Source organism: Paenarthrobacter sp. GQ52, assembly GCF_059759005.1.
The window spans coordinates 1-21573 of sequence record NZ_JCAXEJ010000012.1 but is presented as its reverse complement, the minus strand read 5'-3'; the positions used below and the strand labels follow the sequence as shown (position 1 = coordinate 21573).

Below are 21573 nucleotides of genomic sequence, written 5' to 3'. Positions count from 1 at the left end.
AAATACACGAGGTACTACACGTGGCGACAGCTGCACAATGGATTCAAGGAGCCCGGCTCCGCACACTGCCCGCGGCCATCGCGCCGGTCCTCATCGGTTCGGCAGCGGCGTACGAGCTCCAGGCTTTCCGGCTGCCGAACGCGATCCTGGCAGCACTTGTGGCTCTCCTGCTTCAAGTTGGCGTGAACTACGCCAACGACTACTCCGATGGCATCCGCGGCACGGATGAGGACCGCGTGGGCCCCCTCCGTTTGGTCGGTTCAGGCGCCGCAAAGCCGGAGCAGGTGAAGTGGGCTGCCTTTGCCCTCTTCGGGGCGGCGATGGTTTGCGGCCTCATTCTGGTGATCATCACCCAGGCATGGTGGCTGATCCTGGTAGGTATCGGCTGCATCATGGCGGCTTGGGGCTACACCGGCGGCAAGAACCCCTACGGCTACCTGGGCCTGGGCGACGTCTTTGTGTTCGTATTCTTCGGACTCGTGGCCACCCTGGGAACCACCTACACCCAGGCCGGGCAGGTCAGCCTCGCCGCGGTCATCGGTGCGATCGGCACCGGACTCATTGCCTGTGCACTGCTGATGGCCAACAACGTCAGGGACATCCCGACTGATGCGGCCGCAGGTAAGCGAACCTTGGCCGTCAGGCTGGGTGACCGGCACGCCCGCGAAAGCTACGTCCTGATGCTGGCCGTGGCCATCCTGCTCGTGATCGTCCTGGCGCCCACCAAGCCGTGGATGCTGATCGTGCTGCTGCTGATTCCGGCCTGCCTGATGCCGGCCTGGCTCATGGTGAACGGCAAGAAGCGCAAGAGCCTGATCCCGGTTCTCAAGCAGACCGGCATGATCAACCTCGGCTACAGCCTGTTGTTCTCGCTGGGACTGATCCTGAGCCGCGGCTTCTGAGTTTTTGTACAAATAACGCCCCTAAGAAGCTTTCTTAGGGGCGTTACTTGTACACAAAAAGTTCTAGGCAGTGCCAGGGCGTTTGTCGTTGTTCACGGCGATGTCCGGGTTCTTCTCCACCAAGCCGTCCTCGACGGCAGCGTCTTCAACCTCACCGGCAGTACGGATGGGCTTGGCCCGCCCGGAGAACCGCTCGCGCATGGCTGCCGTGGCGGCGTCGCGCTGTTTCTGGAAGAACAGGTAACTGATAGCGAAGGCAATCAGCCCGGCGAAGACCACAGCGAGGATCCAGCCCACCCCCAAAAAGGCGAACAGCACGAACAACGGCACGAACAGCGCCAGACGGATGAGGGAATACTTCAGGAAAGCCACCATCCAAGTTTAGCCGCCCGGATGGTTGCACTCTGATCACAGCCGGAACAGGGCGTCCAGTGATCGGCTTCAGGCGACTAGACTTGGTGCATGCTCCGGGTTGTAGGCGTCGTTATTGTTCTAGTCATCTTCGTCTATGCCCTGGTGGACGTCATCCGCACGGACGGCAACCAAACACGCGGGATATCCAAGCCCGCCTGGATCATCGTGATGATCCTCCTGCCGCTGCTGGGAGCAATCCTCTGGTTCATTTTCGGCCGGCCCTACGGCAAGCCCACTGCCAAGCCCGTACGCCGCCAGCCCACAGCCCCGGACGACGACCCCGAATTCCTGCGCAACCTGGAAACCCGACGCCGTAACCAGGCTGCAGAGGATCGCCTGAAGAAGCTCAAGGCAGACCATGACGCCAAGGACAGCGATACGGGCGACAAGCCAAACGATGGCAGCGGCGACGCCAAAAACAACGGCTTCAAACCGGGCGACGCCAAGCGCAGCGAGCCGGATCCCCATGACACGGACGAGCTGAAGTAGGCAAAAATGGCCCAGCAAGCTGATGGATCACGGCAGTCACCCTCCTCCACACCATCAGTCAGCGGGCCCGCATCACCCTCCGCACCGCCCCCACGCCCAGGTATTTCCCTGTCCACGCCGCCGCCCATAGCGGCGGTTGTTCGTCCTCCCGGACCTGCACGCTTGTCCCGCACTCTCTGGGTGGCCAGCTTCGTGGCCGGAATCGCCGTCGTGGTAACAGGCTTTCTCGGCCGCGATTCCCACTTCGAACGCCTGAAGGGCGTCATCGGAGGAATGGTCCCCGACGGCGACGCTGACGCAGTGGAGGGAGCCACCGCCGTCGTGTTCCTGGGAAGCCTCACCATGCTCGCCCTGGTAGTAGCCATGGAAGCTATCCTGTTGGCGGTCCTCTTCAAACGCCGCATCTGGGCTCGCTGGGCCCTTGCCCCGTTGGTCCTTCTCCATGCGGTGGTCACTGTCATTACCGCCGACTTCGTGGTGGCCCCCGGCGCGGACGGTGTCCTGACGATCGTGCTGTTGGCGGCCCAATTCATCCTGGCCGCAGCCGCCCTGATCCTGCTGTTTCTCCCCTCCACCACCACCTGGCTGCTTAGCGAACGGGTTCCTTAGCGAACGGGTTCCTTAGCGAACGGCGGGAATAGCGGCCAACATCCCCTCGCAACTGCGAAGGACTACACGGCACGCTTCAAGCGCGGCCGGCGCAGTGAGCGGGTTCTCCGCGAGCAACCGCCAACGGTTCAGGCTGTTTCGCGCTGCCTCACTGATCTGCTCCGGGCTTGCCTCCGCATCCAGGCCCAACCTCAGCGGTGGCGTACTGCCACGGCCGCCCACCAGCCGCTCAGCCTCTGCTGATTGCTCCGGGGTCAGGCTTAGGCCTTCGGTCCGGAGCGTTGCCAGAAGTTTCAATTCCCGGAACTCGTGGGCGCCCGTTCGAAGCCTTTCCAAGTTGGTTTCCAGGAGCAGCGCGACATCTCTGCGCGAAGTGCGCAGCAGTGCTTCCAAACCCACGACGGCGGCACGCGCCTTGAGTGCCTCCGCCCGGGTTTGGAAAAGAAAAGCGATGTTGTCGAGCAACTGGCCAAGGCCGCTGCGCCGTGCCAGCTCATGGGCAAGTTCCGTCGGATTGCTGATGCCACCCCGGATCAGGGCAACACCAAGGCGTATTCCGAACAGGCCGAATCTTTGCACGAGGGACGCTTTGGCCGCCCGGCCCAAACCTTCGGGCTCGGTGGACCGGACAAAGAGGTCCGCTGAGAGCATCAGCCTCTCCCTCTGGTTTCTGTCCATTTGCGCCAACAGTTTCATGGCTTCGAAATCGGTCTGGCGCATGGTCCGCGAACTTTGCGCCAGCAAACCGGCAACCGGGACAACACCCAGGGCAAGGGGCTTGAGGTTCTGGTCCCGGCTGTATCTATCGGCGATCACTGCTGCGGAAATGAGGGAATCAATTCTTCCCGCGCCGATCTCGTCCGCCCGGGACAGGACCGCCAAGGCGTTGACAGTCCCTGATTGACCCGCGGCGTTGTCCTTGAAGGATTCCAGGAACCGGACATCGGAGGAGTGGAGATGCCGCAGGAGATAGATGACGGCATCGGCGGCCATGGGGGCATCTTCGGGGAGGAGGAACTCCGTGGAGCGGCCTGACACATCCTGGGACAACGAGGCGATGCCCGGGGTATCAATCAGGGTAAGCTCCCGCAGGCTGGCAGATGGCCAGTCCACCACCAGCCGCTCCACGTCCTCGGCCCGGATATCCCCCATGTTGAAGACCAGCCGGCCGTCTTCGCGGGTGACAGGGAGCGCTAATGGCTCCCCGACGATCGGATGGAGCGTGATCCTTGGCGTGTGCCCGTAGCGGTACCACGTGACGATCCGGGTGCATTCCCCGGCGTCGGTGGGTGCGATTTCCTCCCCGATGATCGCGTTGAGGAGAGTGGACTTGCCAGCCTTAACCATGCCTGCCACTGCTATTCGCAAAGGCCCTTCCAGCCTGCCCTGGAGCTCATCCACCACTGCGAGCGCCGCTGCGTCGTCGTGGAAGGCCTCCCGTGCTTGCCGGAGCAGATCCGCGACTCCGGCGATCCCCGACTCGATCATCCTGCCGGCACCGAGGACGGTGCTGTTTTGGCCTGGGTGGCGGGTTTGGCCTGGGGCGTGGGGCCGGTCTGCGGGACGGACGGCTCTTCCTGCAGCTGCTGAGAAGCTTTGGCCAGGGCATCCACTACCTTGAGCTGGTTCCGTATTTCTTTGATTCTCGTGTCCCGCTCCACGGCGTAGGTAGCAGCCGCTTTCTGCGCGGCCGCCACGGATTCCGTCAGAGTACGGTGGTGTTCTTCGGCGATCTCCGTGAAGTGGTCCCGTGTGGCCCGTTGGACCAGCCGCAGCCTGTCCTTGAGCTGCTTGCCCACTTGGAACACAACATCGTCAACATGCTTGCGGACCAGGACCTTGGCTTCTGATTGCCGTTGCTTGAGCCTGGCTTCTTTGTCTTCCCGGTAGGCTTTCCGGCCCAGCATCAGGCCGGCTCCTACGGACAGCGGATTAATGAGGGCCATCCCGAAAATGCCGGTTAGCAGGCCAAACATCAGCACGCCACCGTAGGACCCGCGCATCCCGATCAGCACCTTCTGCAGAGGCCCGAGGCGCCCGTCTTCCATGTCCTGGATGTCAGCCACGGGGTCCAGCACGCCGCCGGTGTCGGCTACCTTCAACGCGGGGAGGGCCACCTCATCTTCGGAGAAGTGTTCCGCCACATGCGTGGCCAACCATTGGGCACGTTCGCTGGTCCACACGAAAGTATCCGAAACCGCTGCGGCCGTGCTCTGTTCCAGCCACTGTGTGAACTGCTCCCACGCTGGCCCGGGATCTCCTTGATCTATGGCAATTTCGGCCTCGCGCTGGATCCTGCGCAGCCTGTCCCTTAGGTCATATTCCAGGTCGGCGATGAGGTCGCCGATGCCATCGTTGAGGGTTATCTGCCAACGCGCGGAGCGTTTGCGCAGCGCGTCGGCGTCTTCCTTGGCCGCGTTCAGGCCAGCGATCATCTGCGGAGTTCCCGCCGGATTCTCAAGGGCTTCCAGCTCCGACTGCAGCGCCAGCCTGAGGTTCTCACTGACGGTCAACAGGTCGTTGCCCACGGATTTGCGTTGAATCCTTGCCGCCCCGCCCACAATGTTGTTCCGCAGGTGGGCGATCAACGCCGGAAACCCTGATTCGGTGTTCAGCTCGGGGTCCTGCAGCCGCGCTGCGTGGAGTCGCAGCTCCGAGGACACCGGAAACAGGGGAATATCAGGCCCGACATCGGCCAGGTGCCTCCTATCCAAGTCAGCAATCTGGCGCCAGCTCGGATAAAGGTCGGTCTTGGACAGCACGCACAGGACGTTGGGGTTGATGCGCATCGCCTGGCGAAGGAACCGCATCTCGGGCTCGGTGAATTCCTGGGAAGCATCGGTCACAAACACCATGGCGTGCGCCGATGGCAGGGCAGTCAGCGTGGTCAAAGTGTGTGTTGAGCCCAGACCTCCAACGCCTGGAGAGTCCACGATTGTCAGTCCGCCCGCCAGAATCTTTCGTGGCAGGGAAACTTCGGCCGCAACGATGTTCTTTGTGTTGCCCGGGTTGCCCTTTTCGGAGACGTATTCCGCAAGGTGCTCCAGCTCCACCGGTTGCCGTTCCAGTCCGCCTTCCGGCCCGCTTGCGTCCCGTTCCGGGTCCGTACCGTGCTCGCCGGGGACAAGGACAACGGCCGACGCCGGGTCCCCCTGACGTACGACCGTTGGGACGGAGGTGGCAATGTCGTCATCAACCGGGCACACAGGTGCGTTAACCAAAGCGTTGATGAGCTGGCTCTTACCCTGTTTGAACTCACCCACCACCATCACGCGAACGCTGGGATCCCGCAAGCGGTTGAGGGTATTTTCCAGTCGGCGCCGAAGGTCGTTCCGGTCCCCCACCAGCGCCATGCCCTGCTCAACCAACGTGGTCATGTGTCCTGTTTCCGCCACCATTTGTCCTTTGCTCTGCCGCCTCGCCGTTGAGGCCACGAAGTGCCCGGCAGACGCTTGGCGCCTGCCGGGCATTGCTGGGGTGTTCGTAAACGTCGTGTCTTGGATCGTTACGACGTCTGGATTTTTTTGGTGCTAGTCGATTTCCACATCGTTCTTGGCCACGACGATCGAGTCGTCGATGTCGTTGTATTCGACGTCCACATCGAGCTCGTTGTCGGCGATGACCGTGTTGTCCTCCACGTTGGTGTATTCGACATCCACCTCGTTGTCCTGGATAACCGTGGAATCGTAATTGACCTGGACATCTTCGACGTCGATCTCCTTGGAGTTGTCGATCTCCAGCTCGTTGTCCTGGATGACAGTGGAGTCGTAGTTGACCTGGACATCTTCCAGTTCCACGTTGGTGGAGTGGTCGTTGGTGTACTCCAGTTCCACCTCGTTGTCCTTGATGATGGTGGAGTTCTCGATGTTCGTGTACTCCACGTCCACGTCGCCGACTTCCAGCTCGGTCTCGTTGTTGTAGGAGTCCTTGTTGAAGGAATCCGTGTTGTGGATGTTGGTGTGGGAATTGTCCACGGAGTTGTCCTCGTTGAAGGAATCCTCAATGTCAACGTCCACGTCTACATCGGTGTTGTAGGAGTCCTTGGTTACGGAGTGATCGTCGTTGAACGAATCCTTGACCTCGATGTCCGTGTTGCCAACCTCAACGTCACCGGGACCCGATTCACTGATATTCACCGAGTTGTCCGTTGAATGGTCATCAGTGTTGGTGGTCGTTGTGCTGGTGTTACCGGAATCCTTCACATCGTCGCCGGCAGCAATCGCACCGTCGCCCGAGGCAACCACAGCGTCCTGGTTGAAGAGCTGCGTAACATCGCCGTCTGCCCAGATGTTCTGGTTGACCGACTGGTCGGTGATCGTGTCGCGGTCGTCGATGGTGGTGGTGTACGAGTAGTTGTTCACCACGTGGACCAGCTGCTGAACGGCATGTGCGTGGTCATCCCAGTCGCCGCCACCGCCGCCGCCACCGTGTCCGCCGCCGTCGTGATCATCGCCGCCATGGCCATCCCAGCCACCGCCGCCGCCACCGTGTCCGCCGCCGTCGTGATCATCGCCGCCATGGCCATCCCAGCCACCGCCGCCGCCACCGTGTCCGCCGCCGTCGTGATCATCGCCGTCATGGCCATCCCAGCCACCACCGCCGCCGCCGCCGTGGTCGCCGCCGCCGTGGTCGCCGCCGCCGTGTCCACCACCGTCGTGATCATCGTCGTCGTGTCCACCCCAGCTGCCACCCCCGCCAGTGGAAGCGTTGTTGCCGCCGGTGTTGTATTCGCGGTCGAACGACGAACGGGCGTTGATGGGTGCGTAGTCGAGGACCACCGGGCGGACGGCGTCGACGTCGGCCGAAGAAACGTCGCGCAGACCCGCTGCGGCGAGGGCTGCTTCGGGATCCCGGACGAATTCTTCAGCGGCATCAGGATCGTTGAACAGGCTCATCAGGAACTGCACGAGCTGTTGTGCGAGTGTTGGCATTGGAGTGCTCCCTCAAATTCTGTGATGGAAAAGGATTCGCCCGGCGCCTTTGCCGGGCTTGCATTCAACGTATTGCCGGGGCTGGCCACCGGGCATCGGGTGTGGTCCCCCTACCGCTTCCCGCACCGTTAGGGGATGGTGTGGTTTTCCGTTAGGGGATGGAGGGGGTTACCGCTTATGGAGGCGGGTGCCCCTCCCCCAATGCCAACCGCAGGCGGACCAGGAGTTCGGAACGGTTTTCGGCCCCCAGGCGTCGTCGCATGCGTGCCACGTGGTGCTCCGCCGTGCGGGGTGAGATGTAGATGGCTTCGCCGATTTCCCGATAGGTCTTGCCCTCCAAAATGAGTCGACCCACTTCACGCTCCCTGGCGCTGAGCCCGGAGGAGTCAGGAGCTCCGGGGCCACCCCCGTTGTCCATGACGGGATGAGCAGGAACGGCAGTGCGAGCATCCACCTGCCGCTCTGAAACCCCGGCCGACGGCGCCGCACCCTGCGGGTGGATGTCCCTGGCGCACGCCAGCAGTTTCACCATGTCACGTCGTTCATCCGCATGTGCAGCGGCATGGCCGGCCAGGCGGGCGCCCTCCCATGGCATGCCGACGGCGGCCAACCCGCGGGCCGCTGTTTCAACGTCGGACGCCTCAAAGCGGCTGGCCAGGACCGAGACCCAGGCCTTACCGCCAGCGGCGAGCACTGACGCCAGATGGCTGCGCTCCGATGCCCGCACCAGTGCTGCCGCGTGCGGTGCAAGCCCTGCGGGGTCTTCGCTCAGCAAGGCCGCCTGCACCGCCGCCCAGTGCAACGGCACCGACCATAACGACGGATTGCCCAGCTTCGCCAGCAAATCCCAAGCGCCTTCCAGATAGTGCGAAACCCTCCTTGATTCCCGCAGTCGCGCAGCCGTGATCATCAGTTCGCCCCATGGCAGAAGGCTGTAGAGATCCACCGATACGTGCATCATGGTTTCGCGGGCCCTGTCCCAGGCCAGCACAAGCTCGTGTGCGTCGCTGCCCCGCCGGGCAAGGCCTACTTCCAAGGCCGACAACAAGAACTCGTCCCGTGGCGCGAGGGACCAGTGATTGGCTTTGACGGCCTCGTTGATGGCCAGGCGTGCGTCATCTGCGTTGTCCTGCTGCATCGAGGACCAGGCACGCAACAGAAACAGCCGTGGACGGGCTGCGTCGCCGCCTTGGCCCGCAGCCAGCGCTGCCTTGAGCACAGTGTCCGCCACCGCCGGCTCCCCGCTGTGGAGGGCGCATAAGGCGGCCAGGGCACCGGGCGTTTCCGGCAACGGGATGGATGTTCCCGCCGCGTTCATCATGTCGGAAGCCCTGATGAGCTCGGCCAGCGCCAGTTCCGGTGCAGGTCCCAAGGTTTGTCGGAGCCCTTGCTGGGTCAGTGACAACGCCACAGCCAGGAGCGTGGGCGAACCGCTCGGCGGAGCAGCTGCCAGAAGCTCCTCGGCACCCAAGGGGTTTCCCGAACCGATCATGGCCACCGCAGCGAGCGGGGCCGAGGCATCGATCCTGTCCGACCCCAGCCAGTTGTACGTATCTGCGCTCCGGGCAAGCATTCCACGCTGGGCCCAGACGGCCGCGGCCACGTCCACTCCCAGCCGAAGGTCGGGCGCTTCAGGCACTGCCAGGAGGCGGTCCACGATCCTGCCGGCGGTGTCCAGGTCACCGGTTGCCGCTGTAGCCTTTGCACGTCTCGCGGCCTTGGCAACCTCGTCTCCCCCGGCCATGAGGGCTTCCGCGTACAGCTCGGCGGCCAAACGTGGGTCAGATTCCAAGGCCTCGTCAGCAGACCGTTCGAGCTCAGCCACCACATGGGGGTCCTGAAAGCCACTCCTCGCCAGCTCACGGGCCAAATCCCCTAAGGCCCGGCCCTCGTGGAGAGTCTTGTCCACCAGTTCCCTTTGCATCGCCCTGATGCGGGCAGTGGGAGTTCCTTTCAGCAAGGCGTACCGTGCAGTACCCACCACAGTCCCATCCGGCAAAAGCAAGCCGGTGTCCTTGGCAGCGGCAATGATCGAGTCCAAGCCGCCGGGGTGGCCCAGGCCGTCAGCGTCACCCAGGCTGTCAGGAAGGGGCGATGGAAGGGAGAACCCCACGGACAGGGCCAGAAGCAGCTCGCGGACAGGGGCAGTCCCGCCCGTCAGCATGGGCGCCAGATCTGCGCGCATGGTGTCATCTGCGCCCGGGGTGTCGATAGCTTGGTTGATGGGGTGATCCTCTGCGCCGGGGCGGAAGTGCCCGGGCTTATGGTCGTGTCCCGCCATGGGTCAGACCGCCGATAGCAGCGCTGGATCCGGAGTAGGGCTGGTTTCGGTTGGTAGGGGGTCAGGGACGGCCGGCGGGGTGGTCTCTTGGGGCAGTACCGGGTCCGGCGACGCCGGTGGGTCCTGGACCACCGTGGGCTCGGGCTGCGGCACCGTTGGTTCCGGCGACGGCGGTGGCGGCGGTGGGGTGCCCGGGTCTGTAGGAGTGACGGGCGGCGTTGTTGGTTCCACTACCGGCGGAGTTGTTGGGTCCGTGGTTACCGGTGGTGGTGTTGTTGTTGCGGGAGGAGGCGTTGGTCCGCTCGCGGCACCCCCTGTGGGATCAGGTTCAGGGGTGGTTGGCGGCGTAGTAGCCGGAGGCGGAGTCTGAGTGCCCGGAGCCTGAGTACCCGGAGTGGAAGTTCCCGTTCCGGGGGCAGCAGGCGTGGTGGTGCCTCCCGTCCCGCCGGCTGCTGTACCGGAGGAGGTGCCGACGGCACCCGACCCGGCCGTGTTGCCCGAACCATTGGCCGCGGCGCCTGTCCCCGCGTTAGCCGTACCCGGGTTCGTTGCATTCTGCCGGGCCGGAGCCCGTCCGTTGGACCCGGCCCTCGTGACGCCGGTCTTGGCGCTGGCTTCGAGTCCAGCCGCGGGTCCCCCGATGACGGGGGTCGAGCCAGCGCCAGCGCCGGATGCTTGGGCCGCGCCGGCCGCCTGCGCACCGCCGTCGCGCATGACGTCGGCCGCCTGGTTACCGAATACGGTCGCCAGCAGTCCGGTGCCTTCGGGGCTCTGTGCCGCGGTGGCAGTCGCGATGGTCAGCACCGTTGCGGCGGCAGCGGCTGCTGCGGCCATGCGAACGCGGGGCCGCGGGGCGTGGCGGCCTGGCTTGGCCGACGCAGCTTTGAGGTGGTTGAAAGCCGGAGCCCTGTCCGGGACGTGCGGCCTCCCCAATGCAGCGGCCGCACTTTTATCCGCGGCACTTGATTCCTCAGCCGCGGAGGCCAGAGCTGAAGCGGTTGACGCGGCATCCACTGCACTTGAACCGCTGGGGCGCAAGCCAGCCACGGCGGCGCCAAGGCAGATGGATGACTTGGGATCGGCGTCGACGGCGATCGGACGGTCCAGTTCCACGGAAATCAGCTCTGCCACGAGTGGAATCCGGGACGATCCGCCGATGAGCAGCACTGCGCTCAGGTCCTGCGCTTCAAGGTTCATGCTCCGCAGGCTGCGTTGGAGGGCGTCCACCGTATCCCGGACAGGGGCCTCGATCATTGCCTCGAATTCCGAACGGACCAGCCGCACGGACAGCTGGGTGCCGGGTAGGGATACGGCCACGCTGGCTTCGCTGTCCAGGGAAAGTGCTTCCTTGGCCTCGCGGCATTCGCGCCGTAACCGTGAGAGGGCCGCCAAAGTCTCAGGAGAGCTCGCATCCAAGGCCGCGCCCTCGCCAAGGTGACCCATCACATGACGCAGGACGGCGGCGTCGAAATCGGCGCCGCCAAGGGTCTCAATACCATCGGGACGGCCCAATAGTTCAAAGTTACCGGCGCTGGCTTTGCGGAGCACGGCGGTGTCGAAAGTGCCGCCGCCGAGGTCGTACACCGCGACGATGCTGCCGTCTTCCACCCGGGTTTGGGAGGCGTAGTGCAGGGCTGCCGCTTCCGGCTCGCTGATCAGGGTGATGTCCTGCAGACCGGCCACGTTGAGCGCTGCAAGGACCAGTGAGGTGCGGTGCTGCCCCCACGCTGCGGGGTGCGTCATGATGATCGACGACGGCGCGCTGCGCTCGCGTTCTTCGGCCCTGTCCACCACCCAACGGGCCATTCGGGCATACACGTCCTCGGGGGCCAGCCAACTATCCCCGACAGCCAAGGGAACGGAATCACCTATCCGGCGCTTGAATTCCCGCACCATGCGCCGGGGGTCGTCCAAGCCACGGCGTTCGGCCGCTTCACCTACCAGGACACGGCCATCATCCGCATAGAACAAGACGGATGGCACGGCACTGCCGTGCAAGCCCAACGACAGAATCTCCGGGGCTGGAATGGGGCCTTGGCCAGGCTTGACAAGGGCTGCGGCGGTAAAACTCGTCCCGACGTCAATGGCGAGAACATAGCTCATGGTTACCTCGAAGAGAACACGGCGCGACGCTAGCGGGCTGCATCACAAGCGGGTTCTGAACAAGTTAGCACCTGCCCCGGACGGGCAAAAGGCTTCGTAGCAACACCAAGTTGTCATGGTTGCTACACCAATTTGTCATATTCCAAGACCGCTATACGCACACAGGAGCGAAGCCCCTGCTCAGGCGGGGATCCCGGTCATGGGGTTACGGAGCTTAGAGCCCGGAGTAGGAATGCAGGCCGTTGAAAACTGTATTCACGAGTGTGAAGTTGATGATGACGCAGGCGTAGCCAACGATCGACAACCACGCTGCGCGGGTTCCGGTCCAACCACGGGTGGCCCGGGCGTGCAGGTAGCCCGCATAGACCACCCAGATCACGAAGGTCCAGACTTCCTTGGGATCCCAGCCCCAGAAGCGGCCCCAGGCCTTTTCAGCCCAGATCGCCCCGAACATGAGGGTGAACGTCCAACCGATGAAGGCGATGGCATTGATGCGGTAGGAGAGATTCTCCAGGCTCAGCGCGTTGGGAACCAGGCGCATGAAGCCCAGGTTGTCCGCGCGGCCCGCGGCAAGGTTCTTCTGGCGGTACGACTGCAGCAACTGCAGCACAGACATGGCGAACGTCAGTGTGAACAATGCAGAGGAGAGCACGGCGATGGAGACATGGATGATGAGCCAGTAGCTCTGCAGGGCCGGAACCAGGTGCCCAACCGGGGTCCAGAAAGCAGCCGAAGCAGCAACCAGCATGATGATGGCCAGGCCGATCACGAACGTGCCCAGGAAGCGCAGATCCCTGCGGATGAGAACCACCAGGAAGACAGCTACGGCAACGAAAGCACCCGTGGTGAGGAACTCGTACATGTTTCCCCACGGCACGCGGCCTGCACCAAATGCACGGGTAACCACACCGGCGCCGTGGATCAGCACACCCAGCACCGTCAGCGCTACGGCCACGCGGGCAGGCGCGCGGCGTTCGCCCGCATACTTCATGTCGCCGGCGGCGGTGCCGCCCTCAACGGTGAGGCCCGACGTCGGACGCTCGGCACGTCCAGCCGGCCCACCGGCGTCGGGACCTCCCAAGCCTGCCGCGACGCGGCCTGCAGAAACCGTGACCTTCTCGCCGGCGGTGCTGGCTGCGGCCTTCAGGTCCACGGCGCGGAGCATCTTGCTGCTCTTCGCCAGGTCCCAGGCAAAGGCGATGAACGCCACGGTATACGTGCCGGCGGCCAACAGCATGAACAGCTCGCTGTACTGGCCCAGGGTTTCGTTGATGACGGGCATTACTGGTCCTTCGAGGTTGAGGAGGATCCTGCTGTTGTTGTAGCCGTGTCCGGCGCCTCGGGGATGTTCCATTCCCGGGCAAAGATCTCGCGGAGTGCGGCGGCTTCGCCGGCCAAGCGGTGGTCTTCACCGCGTGCCAGCAGGCCGTATTCCACCATGGTGCGGCCGTCCGCGTGGGTTCCGGTGCGAACCCAGACGCGGCGGCGGTTGATGTACAGCGACATGACCAGGCCTGCGACTGCGAGGAAACCGAAGATCAGCGCATAGAGCTGGCCGGGGTTGTGGTGGATGTCCACCCCGATGTACTTCTTCACGCCATCGAACGTGATGCTGCCCTTGCCTTCTGGCAGGTTGACTGTGGCACCCGGACTCAGGGTGATACCGCCGGCAGGGAGGTCGCGGCCGTTGAGCTGCTGGAGGTCCTTGACGTCCAGCTCAAACACGTTTTGAGGCACACCCTTGTCCAGGCCGAGGTCGCCGTAGAACGAGTTCAGGCTCAGCTGCGGGTTGATGAGTTCGGGGGCGCCGCTGAAGGAAATGCCGTCCTCGGTGACGAAGGCCGTGGGCAGGAAGAAGCCAACAAAGCCCAGCTGTTCCGGCTTGGCGTCCGGGACCTTGATGACCACGGAGGAGTAGTAGTTGTCGCCCTGGACCTTGGCAGTTACGGGACCTTGGAAAGCGACGTTGCCCTCACCGTCCCGGACCGTGATCAGGGGTGCATAGCCGTTTCCGGTCAGGTAGAGGCTGGTATTCCCGAGGGAAACGGGGTCGTTGACCTTGAGGGTTTCCTTCTTGCCCGGAGAGTCCGGGGTTTCCTTGGTGGTCACTTCGGCGGTGTAGTCGATGGGCTGGCCGGCTTTGCCCGGCGATTCGCGGTCGAACCTGGCCTCGAACTTGTCCAGTTGCATCGAGTACGGCTGGAGTGAGCTGCTCTGGAAGTTGGTTCCGGGAGTGAATTGGTCGTAGCCCACCAGGGTGTTGACGAAGGTATCGCCTTCCACCAGGATCCGCTGGCCGCTGTACCCGTACAAGCCACCAATGGCCACGGACACCAGCACTCCGATCAAGGAGGTGTGGAACACCAGGTTGCCCACTTCCTTCAGGAAGCCGCGCTCGGCACCCAAGGACGGCAGGGCGCCGTCGACGTCCCTGACCTCCACCCGGTAGCCGCGTTTCTTCAGCAGCCCGGCGGCATCGTTGATGGCTTTCGACGCCGGGATCCCTGCGTCGGCAGGCACAGCCAAGGTGCCGTACTCCGGCAGGCGCGAAAGGCGCTTGGGGGTGCGCGGCGGCTGCGACTTCATGGCCTTGTAATGGGCGATGGCACGCGGAGTGACGCAGCCGATCAAGGAGATGAAAAGCAGGATGTAAATGGCCGAGAACCAGGCCGACGAGTAGACATCGTAGAGCTGCAGGGCGTCGAGAAGCTCGCCGTAGGAAGGGTTGTCCTTGATGTACTGCGTGACCACTGAAGGATTGGCCGGCCGCTGCGGGAACAGGGAACCCGGCACAGCGCCAACGGCAAGCAGGAGGAGCAGGAAGAGGGCCGTGCGCATGCTGGTCAGCTGGGTCCAGGACCACCGGAGCATGCCCTTGAAACCCAGCGCGGGCAGGGCTGCCTCGGACTTGGCCTGCTGGAGTTTTCCGTCCGCTGTGTTTTCAGCGGCTGGTGACTTCTTCTTGGCTTTCACGGACTCGCTCATCAGATTGGCAACTTCACATCGTTTTGGAACCAGTACTGCAACTCGGTCACCCAGGTTCCCCACACACCGGTGGCCATCAGGATGCCGAGCAAAATCAGGATGCCTCCGCCGATCCGCTGGATGGCCAGCCGGTGCTTGCGGAAGAAGGACATCACTCCCATGCCCCGGCGCACGGCCAAGGCAATAAGGAGAAACGGAATGCCAAGGCCAAGGCTGTAAACGAACGCCAGGAGGGCGCCCTTGGCCGCCGATGAACCGCCGGACAAGCTCAGCAACTGTACCGCGGAGTACGTCGGACCAATGCAGGGCGCCCAGCCCAGCCCGAACGTCAGTCCCAGCAGGGGCGCGCCCCACAAGCCCGCCGGAGGTTTTGCGTGGATCTTGGCATCACGCTGCAACCAGCCGAAGCCGCCCATGAACACCACACCCATGATGATCACCAGGATGCCCAACAGCTGCGTGATCCAGGCGTTTTGGGGACCGGTCAGCAACGTACCCAGCTGCCCGAAGGCGCCGCCCAGCAGAACGAAAATCACCGAAAAGCCCAGGACGAACAACCCGATGCCGGCCAGCATGCGGCCCCGCCGCTGCTTTTGGAGGTCGACGCCGGTCAGTCCCGTGACGTAGCCAAGGTACCCCGGGACCAGCGGCAACACGCATGGCGAAAGGAACGAGACCAGCCCGGCCAGCAGTGCCACTGGCACAGCCAGCAGCAGTGATCCGTTGAGGATCGTCTCGGCAAAAGGACTGTTCATGGGTGCTACTCGGCCACTGCAGAGGTGATGAGGGCTTTCAGGGTGCTCTTCTCGATCTCGCCGAGGACGCGTGAGGCAACCTTGCCCTCCTTGTCCAGGACCAACGTTGTGGGAACTGCACCCGGAGGCACAATGCCGGACACGGACAGCAGCACTGCCCCATCCTTGTCATTGAAGCTCGGGTAGGTGATGTTGAAGGTCTTGTCGAAGGCCTCGGCGGTGGCTTGTTCGTCGCGCAGGTTAACGCCGAAGAACTGGACCCCCTGATCTTTGAAGTCCAAGTGCAGGGCTTCAAGCTGGGGGGCTTCGATGCGGCACGGAGCGCACGCGGCAAACCAGAAGTTCAGGACAGTGACTTTGCCCAGCAGATCCTCCGGCTTTACCGTCTGCCCGTTAAAGAGAGTGCCTTTGAGCGCGACGGGTGCGGCACGGTCCGCCTTGGCGAACTCCGTCACCGAACCATCACCTGCCACGTAGTTCTTGTTGTCGCCTGCCTTGGCTTGCTTGGCCAGGGAGTCTTCCTGAGCACACGCGGACAGGCCCATGGTCAGTCCTGCCAGGAGGACACCACCGGCGGTCAGCACGCCGCGGCGCGAAAGATTGTTGTCCATGCTTCTACGCTCCCGGGGTGCTCGCCGCGCCGGGAAGCAGGACGGCAGCGGGCTCGGTGTACTCAACGCGCACGATCTTGCCGTCGTCGTCGAGTGTTAGGGACGTCAACGACGTGAGGGTGCATTCGCGCTTACGGGGATCATGCGCCAGGCGGCGGCCCTCGGCAGTCAACCGGGTGGACCAAATGGGAAGTTGGTGGCTGACCAGAATGGCTTCCGCGCCGTCGCCGCCAAGTTCGATGGCCTTCACACGTGCGTCTTCAACCGCGGCCAGCACGCGGGCTGCCTGCTCCTTGTAGGGCTCGCCCCATGAAGGGCGCAACGGATTCCGGAAGTAGATCCAGTGCTTGGGCTTCAGGAACTCGCTCTTGGTGGGGTGGAGTCCCTCGAAGTGGTTCTCTGCTTCGATAATGCGCGGCTCGGTGGTGATCTCCAGGTTCAGTGCCTCGGCCGTGGGCATGGCCGTTTCCTGGGCGCGCGTGAGCGGCGAGGCTACCAAATGAACAATCTTGGCACCCTGGTTGACGCGGGCCGTGAAGTGGTCCGCCAGCATCCGAGCCATCTCCCGGCCACGTTCGGAGAGGTGGAATTCCGGCAGCCGGCCATAGAGGACGGCGTCGGGATTGTGGACCTCGCCATGGCGAAGCAGATGGACAGTTGCTTGGGGCATGTTTACCAGTTTCTCAAAGAAGCGGGGCGATCCGAAATCTTCTACCGCTAGTAGAACTCAAAGTTTTCCCGAAATGTTCCACGGAGTTGGAATAAAAGATGCATATGCATGTTTATACTGGATACGAAGCTCGGTTGACGCTTCAAGCAATGAGCTCGACCAGGCAAGCAAGCAGTACCTACCACTCGATATAGGAGCAACACCATGATGACTCTCCCCACTTCCGTCACCACCGGCACCTGGGCCCTCGACGCCTCCCACAGCGAGATCGGCTTCACCGTCCGCCACGCAGGCATCAGCAAGGTCCGCGGCCAGTTCAAGGATGCTGCTGCCACCCTGGAAGTTGGCGAAACGCTGACCGATTCCAAGGTCACCGCCACCATCCAGACCGCCAGCTTCGACTCCGGAGACGTCAACCGCGACGGCCACGTCAAGGGCGAAGACTTCTTCGATGTGGAGAAGTTCCCGGAAATCACCTTCGTGTCCCGCCACGTCAAGGCCAACGGCAACAGCTTTGACCTCGTGGGCGATCTCACAATCAAGGGCGTGACCAAGGAAGTTTCCATCGAGACCGAATTCAACGGTGTGGCCGTGGATCCGTTCGGCAACACCCGCGCCGGCGTTTCCGGCGAAACCACCATCAGCCGCAAGGACTTCGGCCTCACGTGGAACGCCGTCCTCGAAGCCGGCGGCGTCCTGGTCAGCGACAAGGTAGTCATCAACCTCGAGCTCGCCTTCATTGCACCGGCTGCGGCGTAGCCCGCACGCCTCAGCAAACGGCGCCCTGCACAGTTCACGCTGTGAGGGGCGCCGTTTCGCGTAAAGGGAAGTCACCCCGCAATTGTTCGGCAAACAGCCTGTATTTAGCTGCGCGTTAGCTCCGAATTTCCTATGCATCCTTCAACCTGCGGTCTAAAGTGATGCCATGAGTACCCCAGACGAAACACCACAGCCACAGCAGCCCGGCTCCCAGCCTCCGCAGCCCGGCAATGTTCCTCCTGCGGGTCACCAGCCTCCGCAGGGCTACCAACCGCCCCAGGGTTACCAACCCCCGCAGGGCTACCAGCCGCCGTCGCAACCGGGGCAATACTCACAGCCCGGACCAGGCCAGCCTGCCCCCGGACAGTCCGGTTTCCACTTCGAAATGCCCACTGACGGACCGCGTAGCTTCAACGACGTCATGCCTCAAGGCGGCTTCTCGGGAATGTTCAAAACCCAGGGCCTGCCGACGGAGCTGAAAGTTTCCTACTTCATTTGGGTGATCTCGGGACTCCTGGGCCTGCTGTTTGGCCTCATCGCTTTCTTTGCCGTGATCGCTGCCTTCGCGTTCGCTCCGGCATTCGCCGCCATCGCCATGATCCTCCTCCTGCTCACTTTGGCGGTCGCCGCCGCCCAAGTGATCCTGGCCATGAAGATGAAGGAAGGTAAAGAGTGGGCACGCCTCGCCTTGACCATCCTGGCGGGCGTTTCCTTACTACTGGCCATTTTCGGAGCGGTAAATGGTGGCGGCTCCGGGATGGGCCTGGGCGGCAACTGGTTCGGTTTCCTGGTGAGCGCAGTCGCCGTTGTCTTGATGTGGCTGCCCAATGCGCAGCTCTGGTTCAAGACTGTGAAGGGCCACGCTTAGCACTGACTCAACTGCCGTCGTCGTGCGATATCGGCGGTAGAGCGAGGCTGAAGGCCGCGGTCAGATCCTTTCGGATCCCGCGGCCTTCATCATGAAGGCGTAAGCCGACATGATGATTTTTTCCCGTGAGCTTGAAATACCTGCGTGTGATCATCTGCAGTGTCGGACGCTGGAGGTACGGTGGTACCAGAACCACGCTGGGGGCAGGGTCATTTTGCTGATCCCGGCGGCCGCACCAGCAGTCGAACAAGCAAAGGAATGCCATGAGCAACCCTCCGTACCCGCCCTCAAATCCGGGCGACGACAACAAGCCCGAGCAGCACGGCGCCCAGCCTTCCACGCCGCAGCCTCCGGCACCCCAGTACGGTCAGCCCGCCGCGCCGCAGTACGGGCAGCAGTCCCCCGCCGCACCCCAGTACGGGCAGCAGTCCCCCGCCGCACCCCAGTACGGGCAGCAGTCCCCCGCCACACCCCAGTACGGGCAGCAGTCTTCCCCGTATGGTCAGGCTCCCGGAGCTCCGCAGTATGGCCAGGGCAACAACTGGCCGAGCCAGCAACCCGGTCCTACAACTATCCCTCCAATGGTGAACTACGCGTTCTGGATGATCATTGCGGCAGGCATCCTGTCTGCCATCAGCTCGCTGCTCCTGGCCACCACCGGAGCCGATTCCTTCATCAACGTGATGAACCAGCAGGCCGCGCAGCAGGGCACTGAATTCCCCGCGGAATCCATTGAGGGGATGCGCGGTGCTATCGCAGTGGGCGCCATTGTCGGTGCCATCTTCTCATTGGGACTTTACGCGCTGGTCGCCTTCCCCGTCCGGAAGGGCAAGAACTGGGCCCGGATCCTGGGCACCGTGTTCGCTGCCATCTCTGTTCTGGGCCTCACCGGACTGTTCCAGTTCGGCGCAACCTACGGCATCATGCAGCTCATCGTGATCCTGCTGGGCGTTGCAGCGATCGTCATGCTGTACCTGCCGGCGTCGGCTCCGTACTTCCGTAAGGCCCAGCCTTTCGGAAACCCATACCAGAACCCCTACGGTCGCTAAACCCTCACGCTTCCAAGTATTAAACGCGGGCGCGGACCCGGCGAAGGCTAAACAGCCTGGCCCGGCGTCTGCGCCCGTTGTGCATGGTAGGCCAGGATCTGGAGCTCGGTTGCCATATCCACCTTGCGAAGGTTGACGTGCGGGGGAACCTGCAGGAGCACCGGGGCGAAGCTCAGGATGCTCCGTATGCCGGCAGCAATGACGCGGTCGCAGACAGCCTGGGCCACGGTCGCAGGTAGCGCAAGCACCACCATGTTGGTATGGGTGCGTTCCAGCACGCGCTCCAGCTCGGCCGAATCACTCACCCGCAACCAGCCCACCTCGTTGCCGATCACCATGGGGTCCGCGTCAAAGATGGCCACAACGTCGAAGCCCCGGGACTCGAAGCCACCATACCGTGCAAGGGCTTTGCCGAGGTTACCGGCACCCACAATCGCGACCTTCCAGTCGTGGGTCAGGCCGAGTGCGGCGGCTATGTGCCGGCTCAAGTACTGGACTTCATAGCCAACGCCCCGGGTCCCGTACGAGCCGACGTAGGAGAGGTCTTTGCGGAGCGTGGATGAACTGACGCCTGATGCCTCCGCCAACGCTTCCGAGGAAACGCGTTCCACACCTTCGGCCAAGAGAGAGTTGAGCGCGCGCAAATAGAGAGTCATCCGGGCCACAGCCGCGGGCGGGATCTGCTTGGTGGCAGGTTCGTTTTCCCCGGTTGTTGCGTCCGGGGACGGTTCCAGCGCAGTCACGGTATTCTCCATTGCGTCGCTTTGTTGTTCCACTCTATGACCCTCGGCGGGACTCAACAAAAGCCATTACCTGCGGGTAACCCCACCTCAATCTTCCAGGACTTTCTTCAGTGTGCGGGTGAGCCGTTCCTCATCGATCTTCCAAAAATCCCGCTGGATGCCGTCAACCAGCACCACAGGAATTTCCTCTGCGAAGCGCTCCTGGAGTTGGGAGTCGCCGTCGATCTTCTGCTCGGTCCACTGCACGCCAAGGCTTTTCGTGACGCGCTCGACGGCGGCACGCGCTTCCGTGCAGAGGTGGCAGTCAGCTTTGGTCAGAAGTACGACGTCGGGAATAGCCATGTCTCAAAGGTAACCGCCCCAACGCTCGCTCACACCCCACCCCCTTCCCACCAACGCTCACTCACACCCCACCCCCTCCCCACCAACGCTCACTCACACCCCACCCCCTTCGGCGACTCCGCCTGTGCGCCCTCAACGCAGTTCCCGGCGATTGACTAGACTCAAGGCATGCCCGAGGAGAAGAACGCCGCCGTGGTCGCAGATGCCTTGGTGCAAAACACCGCGCAGAGGGACGCGGCAAAACAGGATCTCGTGCGGAAGCACGCTGGCGAAGCCGCCTTCTTCGACGTCGACAATACGTTGATGAAGGGTGCAAGCCTCTTCCACGTGGCGCGCAAAATGTACGAACGCAAAGCGTTCACACTTTCCCAGGCCGCCGGTTTCGCTTGGAAGCAGTTCAAGTTCGTCATGCGCGGCGAAAACATGGAAGACGTCCACTCCGTACGCGACTCTGCGCTGACCCTTGCTGCCGGCATCACTGTTGATGACATCAAGGCCTTGGGCGAAGAGGTCTATGACGAAATGATCGAGTCACGGATCTGGCCGGGAACCAAGGCGCTGGCAGAACAGCACCTTCGGGTCGGCCGGAAGGTGTGGCTCGTGACTGCTACGCCCATTGAGGTGGCCACTGTCATTTCCACCCGGCTCGGCCTAACCGGCGCCTTGGGCACAGTGGGTGAGGTGGACGAAGGTGTGTACACGGGGAAGCTCGTGGGGGACATCCTCCACGGACCTGCCAAGGCGATCGCGGTCCAACTCGTTGCCGATCGCGAGGGATTGGATCTGGACCATTGCTGGGCCTACAGCGATTCCGCCAACGACATTCCTTTGCTCACCATGGTGGGTCACCCCGTGGTGATCAACCCCGATGCGAAGCTTCGGCGGCACGCTCGTGAGAACAATTGGCCCGTTTACGATTTCCGCTCCGGACGCCGCGCGGCCACGCTCGGCCTCAAAGCCGCGACCGTCGGCGGAGCTGTGTATGGGCTGTGGCGCGGGTTCTCAAAGTTCCGTGGTCCCCGCATCTAACGCTCTCTCACATACCTCGCGCTTAAACCCGTC

20 protein-coding genes are annotated in these 21573 nt (G+C 63.1%); 7 read left to right on the top strand and 13 right to left on the bottom strand.

Annotated elements, in window-relative coordinates:
- Positions 1-20 precede the first annotated feature (20 nt).
- Positions 21-902: a 1,4-dihydroxy-2-naphthoate polyprenyltransferase gene (locus AC6CH8_RS15270; RefSeq protein WP_498191378.1), complete on the top strand. Its 882-nt coding sequence runs from the start codon at positions 21-23 to the stop codon at positions 900-902.
- Positions 903-965: 63 nt separating this feature from the next.
- On the opposite strand, the gene AC6CH8_RS15265 is transcribed toward AC6CH8_RS15270, so the two are convergent.
- On the bottom strand, positions 966-1277 hold the full coding sequence (locus tag AC6CH8_RS15265) for a DUF4229 domain-containing protein (protein ID WP_091470505.1): 312 nt from the start codon (positions 1275-1277) through the stop codon (positions 966-968).
- Positions 1278-1364: 87 nt separating this feature from the next.
- On the opposite strand from AC6CH8_RS15265, the gene AC6CH8_RS15260 reads away from it, so the two are divergent.
- Positions 1365-1805 carry a PLD nuclease N-terminal domain-containing protein gene (locus AC6CH8_RS15260; protein ID WP_091470504.1) on the top strand — a complete coding sequence of 147 codons (441 nt, stop codon included), beginning with the start codon at positions 1365-1367 and terminating at the stop codon, positions 1803-1805.
- A gap of 6 nt (positions 1806-1811) precedes the next feature.
- Positions 1812-2414 carry a hypothetical protein gene (locus tag AC6CH8_RS15255; protein ID WP_498191377.1) on the top strand — a complete coding sequence of 201 codons (603 nt, stop codon included), beginning with the start codon at positions 1812-1814 and terminating at the stop codon, positions 2412-2414.
- 12 nt (positions 2415-2426) lie between these two features.
- On the opposite strand, the gene AC6CH8_RS15250 is transcribed toward AC6CH8_RS15255, so the two are convergent.
- From AC6CH8_RS15250 to AC6CH8_RS15205, 10 genes are all read right to left on the bottom strand, one after another.
- Positions 2427-3902 carry a dynamin family protein gene (locus AC6CH8_RS15250; RefSeq protein WP_498191376.1) on the bottom strand — a complete coding sequence of 492 codons (1476 nt, stop codon included), beginning with the start codon at positions 3900-3902 and terminating at the stop codon, positions 2427-2429.
- Entirely contained in the window at positions 3899-5791 is a 1893-nt protein-coding gene (locus AC6CH8_RS15245) for a dynamin family protein (RefSeq protein ID WP_498191375.1), read from the bottom strand. Before AC6CH8_RS15245 ends, AC6CH8_RS15250 begins: the two co-directional genes overlap by 4 nt.
- 153 nt (positions 5792-5944) lie before the next feature.
- Positions 5945-7345 (bottom strand): IniB N-terminal domain-containing protein, encoded by a 1401-nt coding sequence (locus AC6CH8_RS15240; protein ID WP_498191374.1) that lies wholly within the window; start codon positions 7343-7345, stop codon positions 5945-5947.
- A gap of 175 nt (positions 7346-7520) precedes the next feature.
- Positions 7521-9626, bottom strand: coding sequence for a LuxR C-terminal-related transcriptional regulator (locus tag AC6CH8_RS15235; protein ID WP_498191373.1), 2106 nt, complete (start codon positions 9624-9626; stop codon positions 7521-7523).
- A gap of 3 nt (positions 9627-9629) precedes the next feature.
- Entirely contained in the window at positions 9630-11729 is a 2100-nt protein-coding gene (locus tag AC6CH8_RS15230) for an Hsp70 family protein (protein WP_498191372.1), read from the bottom strand.
- A 214-nt stretch (positions 11730-11943) separates the two neighbouring features.
- Positions 11944-13011, bottom strand: coding sequence for a c-type cytochrome biogenesis protein CcsB (ccsB, locus tag AC6CH8_RS15225; protein ID WP_091470494.1), 1068 nt, complete (start codon positions 13009-13011; stop codon positions 11944-11946).
- A complete protein-coding gene (gene resB / locus AC6CH8_RS15220; protein ID WP_498191371.1) occupies positions 13011-14714 on the bottom strand; it encodes a cytochrome c biogenesis protein ResB in 1704 nt (567 codons plus the stop codon). Before resB ends, ccsB begins: the two co-directional genes overlap by 1 nt.
- Complete coding sequence (locus AC6CH8_RS15215) at positions 14714-15469, bottom strand: cytochrome c biogenesis CcdA family protein (protein WP_014922639.1); 756 nt, start codon at positions 15467-15469, stop codon at positions 14714-14716. The genes resB and AC6CH8_RS15215 overlap by 1 nt, the downstream gene beginning before the upstream one ends.
- Positions 15470-15474: 5 nt before the next feature.
- Positions 15475-16080 carry a TlpA family protein disulfide reductase gene (locus AC6CH8_RS15210; RefSeq protein ID WP_091470491.1) on the bottom strand — a complete coding sequence of 202 codons (606 nt, stop codon included), beginning with the start codon at positions 16078-16080 and terminating at the stop codon, positions 15475-15477.
- A gap of 4 nt (positions 16081-16084) precedes the next feature.
- Positions 16085-16750 (bottom strand): histidine phosphatase family protein, encoded by a 666-nt coding sequence (locus tag AC6CH8_RS15205; RefSeq protein WP_178995153.1) that lies wholly within the window; start codon positions 16748-16750, stop codon positions 16085-16087.
- Between the two features lie 207 nt (positions 16751-16957).
- Here AC6CH8_RS15205 and AC6CH8_RS15200 point away from each other — a divergent pair, with 207 nt between their 5' ends.
- The 3 genes from AC6CH8_RS15200 (at position 16958) to AC6CH8_RS15190 (ending at position 19426) form a co-directional block, all read left to right on the top strand.
- The gene (locus AC6CH8_RS15200; RefSeq protein WP_498191441.1) at positions 16958-17509 is read left to right on the top strand and encodes a YceI family protein; all 552 of its coding nucleotides are present in this window, start codon (positions 16958-16960) and stop codon (positions 17507-17509) included.
- A 166-nt stretch (positions 17510-17675) separates the two neighbouring features.
- Positions 17676-18377, top strand: coding sequence for a hypothetical protein (locus AC6CH8_RS15195; protein WP_166660331.1), 702 nt, complete (start codon positions 17676-17678; stop codon positions 18375-18377).
- A gap of 263 nt (positions 18378-18640) precedes the next feature.
- Positions 18641-19426, top strand: coding sequence for a hypothetical protein (locus AC6CH8_RS15190; protein ID WP_498191370.1), 786 nt, complete (start codon positions 18641-18643; stop codon positions 19424-19426).
- 47 nt (positions 19427-19473) lie between these two features.
- Here AC6CH8_RS15190 and AC6CH8_RS15185 read toward each other — a convergent pair whose 3' ends face one another.
- Positions 19474-20181, bottom strand: coding sequence for a redox-sensing transcriptional repressor Rex (locus AC6CH8_RS15185; protein ID WP_091470485.1), 708 nt, complete (start codon positions 20179-20181; stop codon positions 19474-19476).
- A gap of 75 nt (positions 20182-20256) precedes the next feature.
- A complete protein-coding gene (locus AC6CH8_RS15180; protein WP_498191369.1) occupies positions 20257-20511 on the bottom strand; it encodes a glutaredoxin family protein in 255 nt (84 codons plus the stop codon).
- Positions 20512-20679: 168 nt separating this feature from the next.
- Here AC6CH8_RS15180 and AC6CH8_RS15175 point away from each other — a divergent pair, with 168 nt between their 5' ends.
- Positions 20680-21540: an HAD family hydrolase gene (locus AC6CH8_RS15175; RefSeq protein ID WP_091470483.1), complete on the top strand. Its 861-nt coding sequence runs from the start codon at positions 20680-20682 to the stop codon at positions 21538-21540.
- The last annotated feature ends 33 nt before the right edge of the window (positions 21541-21573 follow it).